At 55.0% G+C, this 20,771-nt stretch carries 24 protein-coding genes; all 24 read left to right on the forward strand.

Annotation, left to right across the window (positions count from 1 at the left end):
* The first annotated feature begins 28 nt into the window (after positions 1-28).
* The 24 genes from mtrB to PVA01S_RS12985 all read left to right on the forward strand — a co-directional run bounded on the left by mtrB (position 29) and on the right by PVA01S_RS12985 (position 20,760).
* The gene (mtrB, locus tag PVA01S_RS12875; protein ID WP_054799575.1) at positions 29-250 is read left to right on the forward strand and encodes a trp RNA-binding attenuation protein MtrB; all 222 of its coding nucleotides are present in this window, start codon (positions 29-31) and stop codon (positions 248-250) included.
* Between the two features lie 156 nt (positions 251-406).
* Positions 407-925: a hypothetical protein gene (locus PVA01S_RS12880; RefSeq protein WP_127607998.1), complete on the forward strand. Its 519-nt coding sequence runs from the start codon at positions 407-409 to the stop codon at positions 923-925.
* Between the two features lie 107 nt (positions 926-1,032).
* Positions 1,033-1,896, forward strand: a complete 864-nt coding sequence (locus PVA01S_RS12885) for a heptaprenyl diphosphate synthase component 1 (protein WP_127607957.1) — start codon at positions 1,033-1,035, stop codon at positions 1,894-1,896.
* A 10-nt stretch (positions 1,897-1,906) separates the two neighbouring features.
* Entirely contained in the window at positions 1,907-2,641 is a 735-nt protein-coding gene (locus PVA01S_RS12890; RefSeq protein ID WP_127607958.1) for a demethylmenaquinone methyltransferase, read from the forward strand.
* A gap of 5 nt (positions 2,642-2,646) precedes the next feature.
* Positions 2,647-3,519 carry a UbiA-like polyprenyltransferase gene (locus PVA01S_RS12895; protein WP_127607959.1) on the forward strand — a complete coding sequence of 291 codons (873 nt, stop codon included), beginning with the start codon at positions 2,647-2,649 and terminating at the stop codon, positions 3,517-3,519.
* Positions 3,516-4,148, forward strand: a complete 633-nt coding sequence (locus PVA01S_RS12900; protein ID WP_054799574.1) for a UbiX family flavin prenyltransferase — start codon at positions 3,516-3,518, stop codon at positions 4,146-4,148. Before PVA01S_RS12895 ends, PVA01S_RS12900 begins: the two co-directional genes overlap by 4 nt.
* Entirely contained in the window at positions 4,108-4,971 is an 864-nt protein-coding gene (locus tag PVA01S_RS12905; protein WP_127607960.1) for a menaquinone biosynthesis protein, read from the forward strand. The genes PVA01S_RS12900 and PVA01S_RS12905 overlap by 41 nt, the downstream gene beginning before the upstream one ends.
* Positions 4,968-5,942 (forward strand): heptaprenyl diphosphate synthase component II, encoded by a 975-nt coding sequence (hepT, locus tag PVA01S_RS12910; RefSeq protein ID WP_127607961.1) that lies wholly within the window; start codon positions 4,968-4,970, stop codon positions 5,940-5,942. Before PVA01S_RS12905 ends, hepT begins: the two co-directional genes overlap by 4 nt.
* A 69-nt stretch (positions 5,943-6,011) precedes the next feature.
* Positions 6,012-6,455: a nucleoside-diphosphate kinase gene (ndk, locus tag PVA01S_RS12915; RefSeq protein WP_054797271.1), complete on the forward strand. Its 444-nt coding sequence runs from the start codon at positions 6,012-6,014 to the stop codon at positions 6,453-6,455.
* 21 nt (positions 6,456-6,476) lie between these two features.
* Entirely contained in the window at positions 6,477-7,253 is a 777-nt protein-coding gene (locus PVA01S_RS12920) for a CheR family methyltransferase (protein ID WP_127607962.1), read from the forward strand.
* Between the two features lie 90 nt (positions 7,254-7,343).
* Complete coding sequence (locus PVA01S_RS26610) at positions 7,344-7,508, forward strand: hypothetical protein (RefSeq protein ID WP_164751817.1); 165 nt, start codon at positions 7,344-7,346, stop codon at positions 7,506-7,508.
* A gap of 200 nt (positions 7,509-7,708) precedes the next feature.
* The gene (aroC, locus tag PVA01S_RS12925) at positions 7,709-8,872 is read left to right on the forward strand and encodes a chorismate synthase (protein WP_054797289.1); all 1,164 of its coding nucleotides are present in this window, start codon (positions 7,709-7,711) and stop codon (positions 8,870-8,872) included.
* Positions 8,873-8,888: 16 nt separating this feature from the next.
* Entirely contained in the window at positions 8,889-9,986 is a 1,098-nt protein-coding gene (aroB, locus tag PVA01S_RS12930; protein WP_127607963.1) for a 3-dehydroquinate synthase, read from the forward strand.
* Positions 9,987-9,990: 4 nt separating this feature from the next.
* Entirely contained in the window at positions 9,991-10,368 is a 378-nt protein-coding gene (aroH, locus tag PVA01S_RS12935; RefSeq protein WP_127607964.1) for a chorismate mutase, read from the forward strand.
* Positions 10,369-10,699: 331 nt separating this feature from the next.
* Positions 10,700-12,241, forward strand: a complete 1,542-nt coding sequence (gene trpE, locus PVA01S_RS12940; RefSeq protein ID WP_127607965.1) for an anthranilate synthase component I — start codon at positions 10,700-10,702, stop codon at positions 12,239-12,241.
* A gap of 32 nt (positions 12,242-12,273) precedes the next feature.
* Positions 12,274-13,317, forward strand: coding sequence for an anthranilate phosphoribosyltransferase (gene trpD, locus PVA01S_RS12945; protein ID WP_054797267.1), 1,044 nt, complete (start codon positions 12,274-12,276; stop codon positions 13,315-13,317).
* Positions 13,307-14,116, forward strand: coding sequence for an indole-3-glycerol phosphate synthase TrpC (trpC, locus tag PVA01S_RS12950; RefSeq protein ID WP_127607966.1), 810 nt, complete (start codon positions 13,307-13,309; stop codon positions 14,114-14,116). Before trpD ends, trpC begins: the two co-directional genes overlap by 11 nt.
* A gap of 7 nt (positions 14,117-14,123) precedes the next feature.
* On the forward strand, positions 14,124-14,831 hold the full coding sequence (locus PVA01S_RS12955) for a phosphoribosylanthranilate isomerase (protein WP_127607967.1): 708 nt from the start codon (positions 14,124-14,126) through the stop codon (positions 14,829-14,831).
* Positions 14,824-16,029, forward strand: coding sequence for a tryptophan synthase subunit beta (gene trpB / locus PVA01S_RS12960; protein WP_054797266.1), 1,206 nt, complete (start codon positions 14,824-14,826; stop codon positions 16,027-16,029). The genes PVA01S_RS12955 and trpB overlap by 8 nt, the downstream gene beginning before the upstream one ends.
* Complete coding sequence (trpA, locus tag PVA01S_RS12965) at positions 16,016-16,825, forward strand: tryptophan synthase subunit alpha (protein ID WP_127607968.1); 810 nt, start codon at positions 16,016-16,018, stop codon at positions 16,823-16,825. Before trpB ends, trpA begins: the two co-directional genes overlap by 14 nt.
* Before the next feature lie 139 nt (positions 16,826-16,964).
* Positions 16,965-18,065, forward strand: coding sequence for a histidinol-phosphate transaminase (gene hisC / locus PVA01S_RS12970; RefSeq protein ID WP_054797288.1), 1,101 nt, complete (start codon positions 16,965-16,967; stop codon positions 18,063-18,065).
* On the forward strand, positions 18,062-19,150 hold the full coding sequence (locus PVA01S_RS12975; RefSeq protein WP_054799571.1) for a prephenate dehydrogenase: 1,089 nt from the start codon (positions 18,062-18,064) through the stop codon (positions 19,148-19,150). The genes hisC and PVA01S_RS12975 overlap by 4 nt, the downstream gene beginning before the upstream one ends.
* A 390-nt stretch (positions 19,151-19,540) precedes the next feature.
* Entirely contained in the window at positions 19,541-20,134 is a 594-nt protein-coding gene (locus PVA01S_RS12980) for an RNA polymerase sigma factor (protein WP_127607969.1), read from the forward strand.
* On the forward strand, positions 20,131-20,760 hold the full coding sequence (locus PVA01S_RS12985; RefSeq protein ID WP_054797754.1) for an anti-sigma factor: 630 nt from the start codon (positions 20,131-20,133) through the stop codon (positions 20,758-20,760). Before PVA01S_RS12980 ends, PVA01S_RS12985 begins: the two co-directional genes overlap by 4 nt.
* Positions 20,761-20,771 lie beyond the last annotated feature (11 nt).

The following is a 20,771-nucleotide window of genomic DNA, read 5'->3' on the forward strand; positions in this document are numbered from 1 at the left end:
CTATAGTGGGGCTGAAGGAGCGTGCGGGATGGAAACGAACCAAAACGACTATTTCATCGTGAAAGCGAAAGAGAACGGTGTGCAGGTGATCGGGTTGACACGCGGGCAGGATACCCGGTTTCATCATACGGAAAAGCTGGACAAAGGCGAGGTGATGATCGCCCAATTTACCGATCATACGTCAGCCGTCAAGATCCGCGGCAAGGCGGTCGTTCTCACGAAATACGGCACGATCGACACGCAGGAATAATTTTTCTTCGAAGGCGCAGGCATAGCCTGCTTTTTTTCGTTGTACAATGATAACAGACAGGCCATGAGTCAAGCGGCAGCTGGACTCCGTTGTAAGCGTCCTATAGGCGCGCAGCGTCAGCCGGTCGTCAACCTTCCTAAGGAGGAACGAGCCGTGATGAAATGGATCCCCCGTTTTGTTATGATGACTATCGTTGCTGCAGCTGTTGCCGTCGGTTTATCATACGTCATGAAGCTGGACGAAAGCGCTGGCGTATTTCGTACGGAGAAACCGGTGAACGTCTCGGAGTCGAATATCGTAGATGTCGTCGCCAAGATGCCGCTGCACTTGCGTATCCGGCGTGTTGAAGTGAGCCACAGCATCGTATCGATCGATCTGCTCGCCGTGAAGTCGACGGCTTCCGCCGATTTGATGCAGGATTTATATGAAATTCCAAGAACAATGTTCTCGGCTTCGAACAACGTCAATCAGGTGCTTGTCCGCGTCCTCGACGGATCGATAACGCAGGGAAGTCCGCAGCTGCTGGTTGCCACGGACGCGCGCCGCGATAAATGGCTGGCAGGCGAGCCGAGAATCGTCCCGAGGGGAGCCGAGGAGATTCAGTCTTATCTCGATTCGCATTACCGGATGACCTATACGCCGAAGTGGCAGGAACGCGTTTTTCAGAAGAGCTGAAGCCGTCATTTTTTCGGCCGGTTGTGAATATGCGAAACGATTCCGTTTATGCTATAATAATTTGGATTAAAGGAACTGGATTTAACGCAAGGTTCGGAGGCTTACATATGAATTCATACCGGATACCGGAAATCGCCAAACCATACATCGAGCACGACATGATCCGGCAGCATACGGATTTGCCGGTTTTTCCGGAATTGCGCGCGCGGCTGTTGTACGCATTCTTGAACAATCATAGCTCGCTTGCCGGTTACAGCGAGCTCTATACGCTAGTGACAAGTCTCGTGCAGCTAGGCTTGGACACTCACGATACGGTCAGTATCACCAACGACGACAAAGAAATAAAGTCGGCCAGGTCGCGTCAATTGAAGGTGCTGGCCGGCGACTATTTCAGCAGCCGTTTTTATTACTTGCTTTCTCACGCGGGGCATATTGATTTAATCGGCATTATCTCGCGCGCGATCTGCGAAGCGAACCGGTTAAAGATGAATTCCTACCTGCTTATGAAGCAGTTTAAATTGTCGGCCGACGATTACATCGAGCAATCGGTCGATGTGAAGACCCAGTTGTTCTTATCGTTCAAGGCTTTATTTGCCGAAGGCGTCTATCCGATGTGGGCCGATCTGCTGCGATTGTTTACGCGCTGCGAAGTGCTGCTTCAGGAAATTATTCGTTCCGAATCATCCCAGCAATACCGGGAGAGCTGGGGTTTTTGGCATGTGCTGCAATGGGGGACGAAGGAAGAGAAGAAATTGCTGCAGACGGACGAGCCGGATCCCGCGAAGCTGCGATCGATTTGGATCAAATACAAGGTGACGCCACAGCTCTATCAACTGCTGGAAGGCTGTATGAAGGAGCTGCAGGACAAACTGCAAACGGTAGAACCCGACAAGTGGGGCAAGGAATTGCAAGCGATCGGCGAGACATTCCGTTCGTTCTTGAACGCGCCTAGGGCGACACAAGAAGTTTGAGGTGACAAGGATGGAAGGCAAAACGAAAGAACAATTCGTTCATTCCGTATTTGAAAGCATTGCGCCCAAGTACGATTTGATGAACGACATCTTAAGCTTTCGCCGGCATAAGGCTTGGCGGAATTTTACGATGCGCAAGATGAACGTAAAGCCGGGAAGCACGGCGATCGACTTATGCTGCGGGACATGCGACTGGACGATCAGTCTGGCGGAAGCGAGCGATACCGGCTCGATAGTCGGACTCGACTTCAGTCAAAATATGCTCGACGTCGGCGCGGACAAAATCAAGCGGATCGGTTTGGACAAGCAAATTCGCTTGGTTCGGGGCAATGCCATGGAGCTGCCTTTCGAGGACAATACGTTCGATTATGCGACGATCGGCTTTGCGCTGCGCAACGTACCTGATCTGGTGAAAGTGATCGAGGAGATGCGGCGGGTCGTCAAGCCGGGCGGTATGGTCGTTTCTTTGGAGCTGTCCAAGCCGACATGGCAACCGTTTAAATCGATTTATTATTTTTACTTTCAGCAGGTTCTCCCCCTGCTCGGCAAGCTGATTGCCAAGCGTTACGACCAATACAAGTGGCTGCCCGAATCGCTTATCCACTTTCCGGATCATAAGCGGCTCGCGGAAATTTTCCGCTCAACCGGGTTAACCGACGTTCAAGCCTATCCCCTTACGGGGGGAATTGCGGCTCTGCATATCGGCCTGAAACCGCAGGGGGCAGCACGATCCGAGGGAGATTGAACAACATGTGGAGAAAGACCCGAATATTTATGGATATGATCAAGATCGAGCATACGCTGTTCGCACTGCCCTTTGCATTCATGGGCGCGCTGCTCGGCTCGGTCGTGAAATTTCAGCAGCTTCCGTCGTGGGGCCAAATCGGCTGGATTTTGCTGGCGATGGTCGGAGCGCGAAGCGCTGCGATGGGATTAAACCGAGTGATCGACAAAGTGTTTGACGCACGCAACCCGCGTACGGCCATGCGGGCCATTCCGGCAGGACTGATCTCTTCGAAAGAAGCCATCATTTTTATTATTCTCTCGTTCGTCCTGTTGTTCATAGCGGCCGCACAGTTAAACCCGATTTGTATGAAGCTGCTTCCGGTTGCCGTATTCTTCCTGGTGTTTTATTCGTATACGAAGCGCTTTACGTGGGCTTGTCACTTGTTTCTGGGCATGGCGATTGCGCTGGCGCCGCTCGGGGGCTGGGTGGCGGTCACCGGTGAGATCACGCTGACGGCTATCGTCTTCTACATCGCCATCATGTTTTGGCTGGCCGGATTTGACGTGATCTACGCTTGCCAGGATACGGAGTTCGACCGGAAAGAAGGACTTCATTCGATTCCGAGCCGGTTCGGCATACCGAAAGCATTGGTTTTGGCGCGCTTGTTCCATGTCATTACCGCCGTAGGCTTGTTAAGCCTGTTTTTCTTAACCGAGCTGACATGGGTTTATTTACTCGGCGTCGTGGTTTCGTTCGGGTTATTGTTCTATGAACATTTCATTGTCAAACCGAACGATTTAACCCGCGTGAACACGGCATTCTTCACGATGAACAGCGCTTTAAGCATGGTTATGTTCGCCTTTACGTTCATTGATTTGGTGGTGCATACGGCATGAGCAAGCCTTGGGTTATCGGCATCACGGGCGCCAGCGGTGCGATTTACGGCGTACGGTTATGCCGTTTTCTGCTTTCGCAAGGGGAAACGGTGCATTTGATCGTAACCGATGCCGGTTGGCGGGTATTGAAGGAAGAACTCGGCTGGGATGCTTCGAAACGGCTGGACACGCTGAACCGGCAATTCGCGGAGCTGCCCGGAACGCTTGAATATGCGCCCAACCAGGATATCGGCGGGAAGACGGCCAGCGGTTCCTTCCTGACGAAAGGGATGGTGGTCGTCCCCTGCTCGATGGGCACCTTGGCAGGGATTGCAAGCGGAGCATCGGACAACCTGCTGGAACGGACGGCAGACGTCATGTTGAAAGAAGGGCGAAAGCTGATTCTGGTTCCTCGCGAAACGCCGCTGCATGCCATTCACTTGGAAAATATGCTGAAGCTGGCCCGCCTCGGGGTACGCATATTGCCGGCGATGCCCGCTTTTTATCAGGGCCCTCAGAGCATGGACGATATGGTCGACTTTATTGTAGGCAAAGTGCTGGACGGCATGGAGATCGAACATCAATTGTACAAAAGATGGGGTATGCCACATGACGATAAACCGCAGGCCGATCCGGATCGGCCGAATTGATTTCACGAACGTTTGGCCGTTATTTCATTATTTTCCTTTGGACGCTTTCGGGAATCAAGTGGAAGTGATGCAGCAGGTGCCGACGCAGCTGAACCAGGCGATGGCTAGAGGTGAGATCGACATCGGCCCGATTTCGTCGTTCGCCTACGGCCAGCAGGCAGCCGATTGTTTGCTGTTTCCGGACATGTCGGTCAGCGCGTACAGCCACGTGCATTCGATCCTGCTGTTCCACCGCAAGCCGCTCGAACAGCTGGACGGCGTGACCGTTGCGCTGCCCACAACCTCGGCTTCTTCGGTGAATTTGTTGAAAATCATCCTTAAGAAGTTTTATCAAGTGGAACCCGTGTACGTGTATGAGGCTCCGATCTTGGAAACGATGATGAACATGGCCGACGCGGGCCTCTTGATCGGGGATCATGCGATTCGTTCGAGTTGGGAAGACTGCGGCTATTACGTGACCGACCTGGGAGCCGAGTGGACTCGCCTTACGGGACAATGGATGTCGTTCGCCGTGTGTGCCATCCGTAAGAAGACGGTGGAAGAACAGCCGGAACTGGTGCGTTCCATCTATGAAGCATTCCTGGAAAGCAAGCGCAAGTCGCTCGCCGACTTAACTCCGCTCGTTCGGGAAGCCCAGCTTGCGATCGGGGGCACTTCCGAGTACTGGCATCACTATTTCTCCAATCTTAGTTATGAGTTCGGACCCAAGCAGTGGGCCGGGCTGCAGCTTTACTTTCAATATGCGGCGGAGCTCGGATTTCTGGATCACGAAGTTCCGCTGCAATTATGGGAAGATACTTCGGTAGCACGGGTGACGGAATGAAACTGTTGGATTTATACGCTAAATTAAAAAAAGATATCAACGTTATTGAAAAAGAGCTGGAACGAAGTATCGACGTCGATCATCCGCTGCTGCGCGACGCATCGCTGCACTTGCTCAAAGCGGGCGGAAAGCGGATACGGCCCGTCTTCGTGCTTCTCGGCGGCAAGTTCGGCACGTACGATCTGGAACGGATCAAGCATGTCGCAGTCCCGCTTGAGCTGATTCATATGGCCTCGCTCGTCCATGACGATGTGATCGACGACGCCAGCACGCGGCGCGGTCAATTGACCGTTCGTTCCAAATGGGACAACCGGATTGCGATGTACACCGGCGACTATATATTCGCCAAAGCGCTCAGCATCGTGACGAAGCTGGCCAATCCGGCTATCCATCAGATTATGTCCAAGGCGCTTGTCGAGATGAGCATCGGCGAAATGGAACAAATCCGGTTTTTCTATCACACCGAGCAGACGGTACGCGACTATTTGCTGCGCATCAAGCGGAAGACGGCCTTATTGCTGGCGATCAGCTGCCAGCTTGGCGCGATGGCTGCGGAAGCGCCCGATCGTACGGCGAAACTGTTGTACAAGTTCGGCTATTTCACCGGCATGGCCTACCAGGTGCGCGACGATCTGCTCGATTTGTGCGGCACCGAGAAAGAACTCGGCAAGCCGCCGGGCAGCGACATTAAGCAGGGCAACATTACGATCCCGGTCATTTTCGCGCTGCAAAATCCGGAGCTCCGGCCTGATCTTCTGCAGGAGTTGGCGAGAATTCAAGCTTGCGACGGTCAGACGGATGTCAGCCGTTTTCTCGATATGATTCGGCAGAGCGAAGGCATTTCACGCGCGGAAGCGCTCGCTTCGAAATATATCGATAAAGCGATCGGGGTTTTGCAGGAATTGCCCGACATTCAGGCGAAGAAGGATTTAGTCGGCATTGCGCATTTCGTAGGAAACCGCACCTATTGAAGCAAAGGACCGAAGGAAGGGCGAAGCTCCGGTAGGACGCAGCTTAACAATCGAGAGGAGAGGGTTAGGATGGAGAGAACGTTTTTGATGATCAAGCCGGACGGAATCGAGCGCGGATTGATTGGGGAAATTGTGAAGCGCTTTGAGCAAAAAGGGCTTCAACTGATAGCCGCGAAGCTGCTGCAGGTGAGCCCGGAGCAAGCGGCGACGCATTACGCGGAGCATCGCGGGAAAGACTTTTACGAACCGTTAATTCAATTCATCACGTCCGGGCCGGTGTTTGCGATGGTATGGCAGGGCGACCGCGCGATCGCGTTGTCCCGCAGCCTGATCGGCAAAACCGATGCGCTGGAAGCGGCGCCGGGCACGATTCGCGCCGATTATTCCGTACATACGCGATTAAACTTAATTCATGGCTCGGACTCTCCGGAAAGCGCGGAGCGCGAGATCGGCAACTTCTTCCGCCCGGATGAAATCGTAGCTTATACGAAAGCCGTTCAGAAGTGGATTTAAACACGAGGTGGAGTTGACGGGATGGAAGACCAAGATTTCCTTTTATTCATCAAAAAAGTGAAGGATTATACATCCATCGACTTGGCGCAGTATAAGGAAGCCCAGATGAAGCGCCGTCTCACTACCCTGCGGATGAAAAAGGGCTACCCTACGTTCGCGGCTTTCTTCGATGCTATGACGAAGGACAAGGCGTTGTTTTACGAGTTTTTGGATCGGATGACGATCAACGTGTCGGAGTTTTGGCGCAATCCGAACCGCTGGGAAGTGCTCGAGCAGCGCTTCTTGCCGGAGATGCTGAAGAAAACGCGCAGGCTGAAATGCTGGAGCGCCGCCTGCTCGACCGGCGAGGAGCCTTATACGCTGGCGATGATTCTGGATATGCAGAACGCTTTGTCGGACAGCACCGTCATCGCCACCGATATCGACGAAGGCGCGCTGGACAAAGCGAAGCAGGCGGTTTATTCCGACCGCTCGGTTCGCGACGTGCCGGCGAAATATTTGCAGCAATATTACAAACAGGACAACCTGACGTTCCATATCGTCGATTCCTTGAAACGAGGCATTAGGTTTCAAAAGGGGAATTTGCTGACCGATCCGTTCGAGACGAATTTCGATTTGATCATCTGCCGCAACGTCATGATTTATTTCACGGAAGAAGCGAAGCATTTGTTGTATCAGAAATTTGCGAACGCGCTGAAACCGGGGGGCATCTTGTTCGTCGGCAGTACGGAGCAAATTTTCAACCCGGGTCAATACGGGATGGAGTCGGCGGAAACGTTCTTTTATCGCAAAGTGTAACCCGTACGTGAATAAAGCTTTCCATTCGATCCCATACTAGGAATATAATGCGTCTGAGGCGGATTGCCTGGCGGCAACAGGAGGACTCGAATGGACAAGCGAAAAGTGATCACCGCCTATAGGCGGGGGATTATTACCATGCAGGAATGCGCGCAAATTCTCGGAATCGATTCGCCGCAAATTATGGGTATGGTCGACGATCCGAAAAGCAAGGAAGGCGGCCGGCCGCTTCGCAAGAAATCGGTTAACGGCTGAGAAGGCAGGACAAGCAGGCGGCATCATGCGCTAGCCCGGGGGAGATTCCTCGCAGGCGGCGCATTTTTTGTATCCGCATTTCCTTGTCAAAGGGACAAGCCTATACTATAATTAGGCAAAGGAATGGAGTACATAAAAGCGCTAAAGCGTCCGATATGCGCACTTTAGCGCTTTTTCGTGGAACGAAAGGGGAAAAGCACGTGAGATATTTAACAGCAGGAGAAACGCATGGGCCGCAGCTGACGGCTATCATTGAAGGATTTCCGAGCAACATCAATATCGATTTTGAAGCGGTCAACTTCCAATTGGCCCGCAGGCAGAAGGGGTACGGCCGCGGTCGCCGAATGCAAATCGAGAAGGATACGGCGAACATCGTCGGCGGCGTACGCCACGGCAAAACGACCGGAGCGCCGATTGCCCTTGTCGTCGAGAACAACGATTGGAAGCATTGGACGTCCGTGATGAACATAGAGCCGATCGAAGGCAACGATGAAACGAAACGCCGCGTGAACCGCCCGCGCCCGGGTCACGCCGATTTGAACGGCGGCCTGAAATACAACCAGCGCGATTTGCGCAACATCCTGGAGCGCTCCAGCGCGCGCGAAACGACGATGCGCGTGGCGGTAGGCGGGATGGCCCGCGAGCTGCTGAAGGAGTTCGGCATTAAGGTGGCCGGACAAGTGATCCGCATCGGCGAAGTCGAAGTGAAACGCCAGGAACTGCCGATTGACGAGCTGATCCGCATCACCGAGGAGTCGCCGGTTCGCGTCACCGACAAGGAAGCGGAAGCGCGGATGATCGCCGCGATCGATGCGGCCAAGAATGATGGGGACACGCTCGGCGGTGTGATCGAGTGCATCATCGAGGGAGTACCTGCCGGTCTCGGCAGCCACGTGCAATGGGACCGCAAGCTGGACGGCCGGATTGCGCAGGCTGTGCTTTCGATACAAGCGTTCAAAGGCGTCGAATTCGGCATCGGCTTTAAAGCGGCCGAACGTCGGGGTTCCACGGTGCATGACGAAATCATGTTCGAGGAAGGCCGCGGCTTTTACCGCGCAACCAACCGCGCCGGAGGTTTCGAAGGCGGGATGACAACCGGCGAACCGATCGTCGTACGCGCCGTGATGAAGCCGATCTCCACGTTGTACAAGGCGCTGCAGAGTGTCGACATCGATTCGAAAGAAGCGTTCACGGCGCAGGTCGAGCGCTCGGATACGTGCGCGGTGCCGGCGGCCGGCGTGATTCTGGAGAACGTCGTCGCCTGGGAAGTGGCGAGCGCGTTCATGGAGAAATTCGGCGGTGATTCGCTGGAGGAAATCCGCAACAACTATAACAGCTACTTGGCGCAGATCAAGAGCTACTAAGCAGGTGAGTCGGAGAATGATCAGAGAGCTTACAGTGGACCTCGGAGACAGATCGTATCCGATCTATATCGGGCAAGGGCTGCTCCATGATATTGCCGTTTATTTAACGAAACACGGGATTTCCAAAGCGTCTCCGCTGTTAGTCGTTACGGACTCTCATGTAGCCAAGCATCATTTGGCTGCGGTTCAACAACGTCTGGAGCAGGACGGCTTTCGAACGGCTGTTCATACCGTCGCTTCCGGCGAGAAGTCGAAGTCGCTGCGAGTGCTCGAAGACGTTGTGACGACTTGTCTGCAGGCGGGTTTGGACCGCAAGTCGACGATCATCGCGCTGGGCGGAGGCGTCGTCGGCGATTTGGCCGGATTTGTGGCGGCCAGTTATATGCGCGGCATTCGCTTCGTGCAAATCCCGACGACTATTCTGGCCCATGACAGCAGCGTCGGCGGTAAAGTGGCGGTCAACCATCCGCTCGCCAAAAATATTATCGGTGCGTTCCACCAGCCGGAGCTCGTATTATACGATACGACAACGTTGGGAACGCTTCCGGATCGCGACGTTCGTTCGGGTTTGTCCGAGATGATCAAGCACGGCTTGATCTGGGATGCCGAGTTTACCGCATGGTGCGAGGACAATGCCGATCGTCTCGTCGGCTTAGACCCGGAAGCGCTGCAATACGGCTTGTACAAGGGATGCAGCGTCAAAGCCGCGGTCGTGTCCCAGGACGAGCGGGAGAACGACCTGCGGGCGATTTTGAACCTTGGCCATACGATCGGACATGCGCTGGAAGCGGTAGCCGGATACAATGAGCTGCTACACGGGGAGGCGATCTCGATCGGGATGGTCGGCGCGGCCATGTTATCCGTGCGGCTCGGCAACCCCGAGTCCGTGTATACGACGACCGAGCGCATTTTCCGCAAATTCGGCTTGCCGACGCGGATTCCGGCGCATTTCGATACGGATGCCATTATGCGCGCAATGATGCACGATAAAAAGTTTAACGAAGGCAAGATGGTCTATATTGTCCCAACCGAAATCGGCAAAGTGGAAATTAACAAAAACGTATCTGCGGATCTCGTTCGAGACATCGTGGATCGCCTAAAACAGGAGGCTTGACGGCATGTTTGTACGGGGAGTTCGCGGTGCGATTACGGTGGAGCATAACGATGAGAAAGAAATTTTGTCGGCAACGAACGAGTTGCTGAATCAAATCATCCTCGAGAACGGCATCGTTCCGGATGAGATTGCCAGCGTGTTCGTCACCGTTACGCAAGACTTGACAGCTACGTTCCCGGCGCGCACGATACGTCAAATGGAAGGCTGGGAGCTTGTTCCGTTGATGTGCTCGGTGGAAATTCCGGTGGAGGGCGCCCTGCCCAAATGTATCCGCTTGATGGTGATGATCAACACGGACAAGAAACAGGATGAAGTGAAACACGTTTATTTGAAAAATGCGATGCGTTTGCGTCCGGACTTATCCAAATTGACAAAATCATAATTGAGGTAGTATAGTTGAAAGTAATCAGCCGGTGAGAGTCGCCGGGTGCAGACGAGCCGAGTAGAGTATAGCCGAGTTTAGCAGAGATGAGTCGAGTCCTAGCGTAATGAATCATGCGACCGAAGCGGAGCGCCCAGTTGCAGACAGACCTGATGAGTTTTCATTAGGCTCTTTCCTTGCTTGTTTTCGTTCGCGTACCGTGGTTCGCTTTTTATGCATCGAAACCTGCTGAATACCGCCTCTACGTTCGCGTAGAGGCTTTTTATTTTGCATCTAACGGCACAAGTTTTGTCCAAGATGAGTGGAAGACGAGTAGAGGAGAGATGAAGCGATGTACACACCGGAAGCCAAAGAGGTCATCCGTCTCGCGAAAGAGTATAACTTGATCCCTGTGGCCCGCACGTTAATGGCCGACACGGAGACGCCGATCCGCGTGTTCCAGCACTTTTACGAAGAACGGCGTTCATTCCTTCTGGAAAGCGTGGAGGGCGGTGTGAAGTGGGCGCGTTATTCGTTCATCGGAACGGATCCGTTCATGATGATTCGTGCGAAGCACGGCGAAACGGTGATCGAAGGGCCGGAAGGGACGAAAACCGTGCAGGAGAAGCCGCTCGAAGTGCTGAAAGGCTATCTTCGCGGCTTCCGCAGCCCTTCGCTGCCGGATTTGCCGCGCTTCACCGGCGGTGCGGTCGGCTTCTTCGGTTACGATCTGCTGCAGTATTATGAGAAGCTGCCGAAGCATCGTCACGACGATATGCAGATGAACGACATCGAATTCATGTTCTGCGATCAGGTTATCGTATTCGATCACTTCAAACAACAGCTGAAGGTTATCGCCAACGTTCACGTGCCGCAGCATGGCACCGATGCCGATATTATGGCCGCGTATGAAGCGACCTGCGCGAAAATCGAGGCAACGATCGAGCGGCTTCGCCGGCCGCTGCCGGCGCTCTCGATGTCGCACCGGGCGATTCCCGACGAAGTCGAGCTTGGCGAAATCAAGTCGAACTTGACGAAGGAACAGTTCATCTCGAACGTGAACCAGGCGAAAGAATACATTCGCGCCGGCGACATTTTCCAGGTGGTGCTGTCCCAGCGGTTCGAAATCGAAACGAAAGTATCGCCTCTTCAAGTGTATCGCATTCTGCGGACGATGAATCCGTCGCCCTACATGTACGTGTTGAAAATGGACGACGAGGTGATCGTCGGCACCTCCCCCGAGCTTCTCGTCCGCGTCGAAGATGACAAGGTGGAGACGCGGCCGATTGCCGGCACGCGGCCGCGCGGCAAGACGCCGGAGCAGGACCTGGCGCTCGAACAAGAGCTGCTTGCCGACGAGAAGGAACGCGCGGAGCACTTGATGCTGGTCGATCTCGGTCGGAACGACATCGGACGCGTGTCCGAGTTCGGTTCGGTCACATGCGATACCTTCATGCAAATTGAGCGTTACTCGCACGTTATGCATATCGTTTCGAACGTTACCGGGAAAATGGCCAAGGATAAAGATTTCTACGACGCGTTCATCTCCTGCCTGCCGGCCGGTACCGTCTCCGGCGCGCCGAAGCTGCGCGCGATGGAAATCATCGCCGAGCTGGAGAATGAAGCCCGCGGAGCTTACGCCGGAGCGATCGGGTATCTTGGCTTTTCCGGCAATTTGGATACGTGCATTACGATTCGCACGATTATTTTCAAGAACGGCAAAGCTTACGTGCAGACGGGTGCGGGAATCGTGTGGGATTCCGTACCGGAGAGCGAATACCAGGAGACGGTCAATAAAGCGATGGGCATGCTGAAATCGATTCGTGTGGCGGAAGCGGTATTTGCGCCGGAAGCGCGAGAGTTTGCATGGATCAATCACGATTATTACGAGTAAGGCGAGCGAAGCTGAGAGGAGCGGATACGAGGATGGAAACGGCGACATTGACGGTGCAGCAAGCGATCCAAAAGATGATCGGCTTGCAGCATTTGACGAGAGCGGAAGCGCGCGATGTGATGGACGTCATCATGGAAGGCGAAGCCACGGCGACACAGATCGGGGCGCTGCTGACCGCACTGCGGATAAAAGGCGAAACGATCGAGGAAATTGCCGGCTTTGCCGAGACGATGCGCGCCAAATCGAACCGCGTGCAAACCGGGCAGACGAATCTGCTCGATACGTGCGGGACAGGCGGGGATGGTGCCGATACGTTCAACATCTCGACGACAGCGGCGATCGTAGCGGCGGCCGGCGGCATCCGCGTAGCGAAACACGGCAATCGTGCGATGTCCAGCAAGAGCGGCAGCGCGGACGTGCTGGAGGCGCTCGGCGTCAACATTCAATTGAATCAGGAGCAGGCGGCTTTGTGCCTGGAGCGCGTCGGTATTTGCTTTATGTTCGCGCAGCTTTATCACCAATCGATGAAGCATGTTGCCGGACCGCGCCGGGAGCTGGGCTTCCGTACCGTCTTCAATCTGCTCGGGCCCCTGACGAACCCGGCCGGGGCGGACCGGCAGGTGCTTGGGATATTCGACCGCGGCAAGACGGAAACGATTGCCCACGTCATGCAGGCGCTTGGCGTGAAGCGCGCTTTGGTCGTCGCCAGCCTGGACGGTCTCGATGAAATCAGCGTCTCCGACGCGACACAGGTGACCGAGTTGAAAGACGGCGACATTCGCACGTTTGAAGTGACGCCTGAAGAGCTGGGGCTGTCTCGTTATAAGATGAAAGATGTTGTCGGCGGAGACGCGAAGACGAATGCGGGCATTATCCGCGATATCGTATCCGGCAGCCGGGGCGCATGCCGGGATATCGTGCTGGCTAACGCCGGAGCTTGCTTCTATGTAACCGGCAAAGCCGACTCGCTCCGCCATGGGGTAGAGCTGGCTGCAGCGGCGATAGACAGCGGCGCGGCCAAGCTGAAGCTGGACCAACTAGTTCAATTTACGGGAGACGTGAGCCATGTTTCTTGATCGAATCGTTGCGACGAAACGCGAAGAGGTCGCTTTATTAAAGGAATCGGTAACGATCGCCGAAATGGAGAAGCAGATCGCCGGTCTGGCGCCGTGCGCCGGGTTCGAGCGCGCGTTAAGTACGGGCCGGAGACGCCCGATGGGGCTTATCGCGGAAGTGAAGAAGGCCTCGCCTTCCAAGGGGTTGATCCGCGAGGACTTCGATCCTGTCGGTTTGGCGCAAGCCTATGAAGCGGCGGGAGCGGATTGCATCTCCGTATTGACCGACGCGCCGTACTTTCAAGGCGCAAACGATTATTTGAGCCGCGTTCGGCAGGCGGTGAACGTACCGCTGCTGCGCAAGGATTTTACGATCGATCCGCTGCAAATTTACGAAGCCCGCTGCATCGGAGCGGACGCGATCTTATTGATTGCGGCCATTCTGACGACGGAGCAATTGCGCGACTTCCAGGCGATTGCCCGTTCGATCGGACTGGATGTCTTGATTGAGGTGCACGACCGCGAGGAGCTGGATCGCGTGCTGACGCTTGGGCCATCGATGGTCGGCATCAACAACCGGAACTTGCAAACGTTCGTCACCGACCTTGTGACGACGGAAGAGCTCGTTCGCTATATTCCGAGCGGTGTGACGGTCGTCAGCGAAAGCGGCATTATGCAGGCGGCCGAAATCGGCCGGCTGCAATCGGCAGGCGCCCATGCGGTGCTGGTCGGTGAATATTTCATGCGTCAGCCCGACGTAACGGAAGCGGTGCACGGCTTGATGGGCCCGCTGAGCGGCGCTGCGTTGTCCAAGGAGTGAGCGGAAGATGGCCTTGGTGAAAATATGCGGGCTGCAAACGCCGGATTTGGCTGCCGAGGTGGCCAGGCTCCCCGTCGACTACGTCGGCTTCGTGTTTGCCCGAAGCAAACGGCAGGTGAGCGCGGCGCAGGCGGGCGCGATGATCGCCGCGATGCGGGAAGCCAGCCCGGAGAGGCGCGTGAAAGCGGCCGGCGTGTTCGTCAATCCGGCGCTGGAGGAATTGGATGCCGTACTCCGGGAGGCGCCGCTTGACGTGCTGCAGCTGCACGGGCAAGAAACGCCCGACTACTGCCACACGGTGAAGGAGCGCTACCCCGGCGTGGAAGTGATAAAGGCCTTCTCTTTGCCGCATGAAGCCGCGGCAGCGGGGGACGGACCGTCCGGGGCAGGGCCGGATGTTTCGGCGATAGCCGATCGCTTTAACCCTTATCTCGGGACGATAGACGGGATTTTGCTCGATACGCTCGATCCCTTATACGGCGGCGGTTCGGGCAAGACGTTCGCCTGGCATGTCATTCCGTCCTATCTGGCGTGGAGCCGCGAAGCGGGAATTCCGCTGCTCGTGGCCGGAGGCTTGCGGCCGGATAACGTGGGCAGCCTGCTGGACGCTTACCATCCCGACGGGGTTGACGTTTCCAGCGGGGTGGAAACCGACGGGGCCAAAGATCTGATGAAAATAAAGACGTTCGTCGAAAGGGTGAAATCGATTGTTTAACGGTCCTGATGAGCATGGCCGCTTCGGTAAATTCGGGGGACGCTACGTCCCGGAAACGCTGATGAATGCGTTGATCGAGCTGGAGCAAGCCTTCAAAACGTATACGAAGGAAGACAAGTTCAAAGAAGAGCTTCACTACTGGCTGCATCGTTATTCCGGCCGTCCGACGTCGCTTTATTATGCCGGACGCTTGTCCGAGCAGCTTGGCGGCGCCAAAATTTATTTGAAGCGCGAAGATTTGAACCATACGGGCGCGCACAAAATCAACAACGCCCTAGGACAAGGGCTGCTCGCCAAATGGATGGGCAAAACGAAAATTATCGCCGAGACGGGCGCAGGCCAGCACGGCGTCGCGACGGCAACGGTTGCCGCCTTATTCGGCTTCGAATGCAAGGTGTTCATGGGCGAAGAGGACATTAAGCGTCAGCAGCTCAACGTGTTCCGGATGAACCTGCTGGGCACTGAAGTCGTGCCCGTCACTTCGGGGACGCGCACCCTGAAGGACGCTTGCAACGAAACACTGCGTTACTGGGTAAGCCACGTTGACGATACGTACTACATTTTGGGCTCGGCCACTGGACCTCATCCTTATCCGCTTATGGTGCGCGATTTCCAACGGATCATCGGAGACGAATCGCGCAAACAAATTCTTGAGCTGGAAGGACGTCTGCCGGATATGGTCATTGCCGCGGTAGGCGGAGGCAGCAACGCAATCGGTATGTTCTATCCGTTCATCGGAGATGAGAACGTGCGTTTGGTCGGCGTGGAAGCCGCCGGGCACGGGGTGGAGACGGAGAAGCATGCCGCAACGATGACGCGCGGGACGAAGGGGGTCTTCCAAGGCTCGTACAGTTATTTGCTGCAGGACGAGTATGGTCAGGTGCAGGAAGCGCATTCGATCTCCGCGGGTCTCGATTATCCGGGCATCGGTCCGGAGCATTCGCACTTGAAGGATACCGGGCGCGCCGAGTACGTACCGATTTCCGATCAGGAAGCGCTGGACGCCTTGCAGCTGCTCAGCCGTACGGAAGGCATCATCCCGGCGCTTGAGAGCGCGCACGCCATTGCCGAGACGATCAAACGCGCACCGCAGCTCGGCAAAGATCAGATCATTGTCGTAAGCTTGTCCGGACGCGGTGACAAGGACGTTGAGGCGATCATGTCCTATTTGGGAGGGAACGCGCATGAATCGCATTGACCAGAAGTTTGCCGAATTGCGTGAGAAGAAGCAGTCCGGGTTTATTCCGTTCATCTCGGTCGGCGATCCGGATTTGCGGACGTCCGTCGATATCGTCAAAACATTGGAGGAAGCGGGAGCGGCCATGGTGGAGCTGGGCGTTCCGTATTCCGATCCGCTAGCGGACGGACCTGTCATTCAACGCTCCTCGCTGCGCGCGCTGCAAGGCGGCCGCATCTCCATTCTCGACTGCATTCAGGTGGCGAAACAGGCGCGCAGCGAAGGCTGCGAGCTGCCGTTCATCTTGTTCACCTATTTTAATCCGGTATTGCAAACCGGGCTCGAACGCATATTCCCGCTGCTGCAGGAGAGCGATATCAGCGGTTTGATCATCCCCGACCTGCCGATGGAGGAGGACGAGGAGGTGCGTGCGATGGCCGCGCAGTATGGCATCCACTTGATACCGCTTGTCGCCCCGACGTCCAAAGAACGCGTACAGCGAATCGTTTCCCGCGCAAGCGGCTTCGTCTACTGCGTATCGTCGCTTGGGGTGACGGGCACGCGCACGGAGTTCCATACGGGGATCGACGAGTTCCTGAGCACGGTGAAGGCTTCGACCGATTTGCCGGTCGCCATCGGCTTCGGCATTTCGAACAACGAGCAGTTTAAGCGTTTCTCAGGGGTTTGCGACGGTATCGTCGTCGGCAGCGCGTTGGTCCGGCAGATCGAAGAGGCGCTGCCTCAGCTTACCGATCCGAACGCCAAATCGGAAGGACTCTTGCAAATTCGCAATTTCGTCAAAGCCTTGATCGAATAAACGAAACCCGATGGGCCTGCTTCGTAAACGGCAATGCCGGTGAGCCTTTATATAATGCTTAACATTTAGCCGCAGTTATGAGAGAATTGATAGGGAACTGGTCCCAGTTCGGATTATGATCGATGAGGTGACTTACGAAGTGAAGCCTAAACAAAATATTATGCATCTTCCCGTCTATCAACCGGGCAAACCGATTGACGAAGTGAAGCGGGAGCTCGGTCTGACCGAGGTCATTAAGCTCGCGTCCAACGAAAATCCGTTCGGCTGCTCGCCGAAAGCGAAGGAAGCGATTATTGCCGCCGTCGAACAAACGAGCATTTATCCCGACGGCGGAGCCGTCGAGTTGACTCAAGCGGTAGCGGCCGAGCTCGGCGTGCAGCCGAACCAAATTATTTTCGGCGCAGGCTCGGACGAAGTTATTCTGATGATCGCCCGTGCGTTCCTGACGCCGCAGGACGAGACCATTGCCGCTTTCCCTACATTCCCGCAGTACAAGCATAATGCCGAGGTGGAGGGGGCGACCGTGATCGAGGTTTCCGTCGATGCGGACGGGAAGCACGACCTCGGAGCGATGCTGGCGAAGGTGAACGAGCGTACGAAGATCGTCTGGATTTGTAATCCGAACAATCCGACAGGGACGATACTGAACGAGCAAGAAATCGTTTCGTTCTTGGATGCCGTTCCGGATCATGTGATGGTTGTGCTCGATGAAGCATACGTCGAATACACGGTAAACGGACAATTTCCGGACAGCATCGCGCTGCTGAATAAGTATAAAAACATCGTCGTGCTGCGCACGTTCTCCAAAATATTCGGCCTGGCTTCGCTGCGGATCGGATATGGCGTCGGTCACCCGGACGTCATCCGTTCCGTCAATCAAGTGCGCGAGCCGTTCAATACGACGAGTTACGCGCAGAAAGCGGCGCTGGCTGCGGTGAAAGATAAAGCGTTCATCGAATTTTGCCGTGACGCAAACGCCAAGGGCATTGCGCAGCTGACCGCTGCCTTCGATGAAATGGGCCTGCCGTATTTCGACGCGAACGGCAACTTCATTATGGTTGATGTCAAGCGTCCGGGGAATGACGTATTCCAAAGCCTTCTGCGCCAAGGTATCATTGTCCGCCATGACCCGAGCTGGGGTTATCCGACCATGATTCGGGTAACGGTAGGCAGCGAAGAACAGAACGACAAGTTTGTAGACGCGCTTAAGCTGGCGCTCCGTGAAGTGGCGGTTTCATGACGAGAATCGCCATATTCGGGGTAGGCTTGATCGGCGGCTCTTTGGCGCTTTCCTTCAAAGGGAAGCCCGGACTGCAAGTCGTGGGTCATTCCAACAACCCTGGCTCTATCGAGAAATATTTAAAACGCGAGGTTGTCGATTATGCGACGACCTCGCTGGAAGAGGCGGCGTTGGACGCCGATTTCATCTTTTTGTGCGTCCCCGTCGGCAAGCTGGAAGAATATTTGCACCGGCTTGCGAAGCTTCCGCTGAAGCCGGGCTGCATCATCACCGACGTCGGCAGCACCAAAGCGTCGGTTGCGTCATGCGCGGCCGCGCTGCAATTCAGCGGCGCCCACTTTATCGGCGGCCACCCGATGGCAGGTAAAGAAAAGTCCGGCGTCGAGGCGGCGAGCTCCCGCTTGTTCGAGAACGCATTCTACGTGCTGACGCCGGATCCTTCTACACCGGAAGCCGCCTACGATCGGCTGGCCGAGCTGCTGCAGCATACGCGCGCGCATTTGGTTAAGGTGGATCCGGTGCTGCATGACGAGATCGTCGGCGCGATCAGTCATCTGCCGCATATTATAGCGGTGGCGCTGGTCAATCAGATTGCGCGTTACAACGAATCGAACGAGCTGTACCAAATTTTGGCGGCAGGCGGATTTCGCGACATTACGCGGATCGCTTCGAGCGATCCGATCATTTGGCGCGACATTTTGCTCAATAATAAAGGAGTCGTGCTGCAGCTGCTGAAGGATTGGAACAAGGAGATCGCTGGGTTCATACGGCTCATCGAGCAGGAGGACGGGCCGGGAATCGAACGGGAGTTCCAGCGTGCGGGGGCATTCCGTAACGGGCTTCCGGAGCGGCGTAAAGGCGTTATTCATTCCTTCTACGAGATTTATGTCGACGTCCCCGACCATCCGGGCGTGATCGGTCAAATCACAACGCAGCTCGGCAGTCATCGGGTAAACCTGAGCAATATTCAAATCATTGAAAGCCGGGAAGACGTGCCGGGCGTACTGCGTTTATCCTTCCGCGAGGAAGCCGATATGGACAAGGCGCTCGAGCTGTTGAAGAAAGACTACGCGGTTCACGTGTAGTCTTTCTTCTTGGCTTTTGCCATGGAACCCGGAGGTCCGGCTGGCCGGAACAACCCGTTACACCTGGGAAGGAAACGTTTTCAAAAAAAACGTTGACAAAATGAAAACGGATACATATAATAAAAGTACAGTATGGTTTCTCTCCACTCCTATCCGAATAATGGCACTGTGTGCAACCGCCTGATATTCAGGCGGTCTTTTTTTATGAGAAATACTTGTTTCTGTCGATAAAGCAGGATTTTTAACTGCCGATCTCGAATGAATACGGAATAGAAGTACGAATTCTAAATTTTTTTTAAGAATCACCGCAACTTTTTGGCTCCCCGGACGGTACAAACATGTGGCGACGAAGGGAGCAGGCGGGGAATCACAAGGAGGGTCGCCGAGGGCATGACCGATTCCCAGTTGATCCGAGAAATTAAAGACGGAAACGTCGAACTATATAACGAATTGATGCGCCGCTATGAACGTAAAATATTGGCATTCATCTTTCACATGCTGAAAAGCGCGCAATTGGAATCATTGGCAGAGGATCTTTGCAACGAAACGTTCTACAAGGCTTATCGCAGCCTGCATTCGTTTCGGGAAGTCGAGGCGACCTTCTCCACCTGGTTGTATACCATTGCACGCAATACGGTTCTAAGCGAGCTGCGTAAACATAAAAACATCAAGGTTTCGCTCGAGCAAAGCGGCTACGTTCCCCAGACGGCGGCTGAAGCGCTGCCCGAGCAAACGGTGCTGCGGAACGAAAAAGTAACGATGGTTCGAGATGCGATCAACAATTTACCTGAGAAGCAAAGATCGGCCCTTATATTGCGGGAATACGATCAGCTCGATTATCAGGAGATCGCGAATATTTTGGGGCAGACGGTCAGTTCGGTCAAATCTTTGTTGTTTAGGGCGAGAGCTAGCGTCAAGCTCCAGTTGGAGCCATACTTTCTTGAACCGCTCTTTGAGGAGTATGAGGGGATGAATCGACGATGAAATGCGAAGACATTCAAGAGCTGTTCGGCGTGTATTGGGATTTGCACGAGGACGATCCGAAACGGCTGGCGGCGGATGCGCATATGAGGCACTGCGAATGCTGCTCTGAAGAGTATATCATATGGAAGGAAAGCACGATGCTGATCCGATCCGTTGCGGTGGAGGAATCCGCCGGAGCGAGCGAACGCACCGTCTCGTCAGCCGTTATGAGCCGGATTTTCGAAGAGGAAGGCTGGCGCACTCCGGTTAATGAACGGTTGTATCACTTTTCCGCGAAGCTTCGCCGGAATTTGACGGCAGCCATTATCGTTTGCGTGACCGTGTTTATGTTTACGTTCTGGATATCCCTGAACAACGAGCAGCATCACTACGATACAGCAGCCGCTCCGGAGTCGTCCGTGTTCGGACGCATCGGCGATCCGGTCGTAGTCGCATCCAGCCAAGCGGAGTCGTTGAATGTCCACGCGATGCCGACGGCGGTAGCCAGCCTGAAGGGGTTCAACAAACCGTTCATGTACCAGGTCGGACCGATTCATACGTTTCAGGATTATATGCTCTTTCTGTCGTTGCTCGGGTTGACGTGTACGCTGCTCATTATGAACTGGTTATCCCGGACCCGTTACTGAAAGAAGGAGTG

It is taken from the genome of Paenibacillus validus NBRC 15382 (genome assembly GCF_004000985.1).
In the GTDB taxonomy this organism is placed as follows: Bacteria; Bacillota; Bacilli; order Paenibacillales; family NBRC-103111; genus Paenibacillus_G; species Paenibacillus_G validus.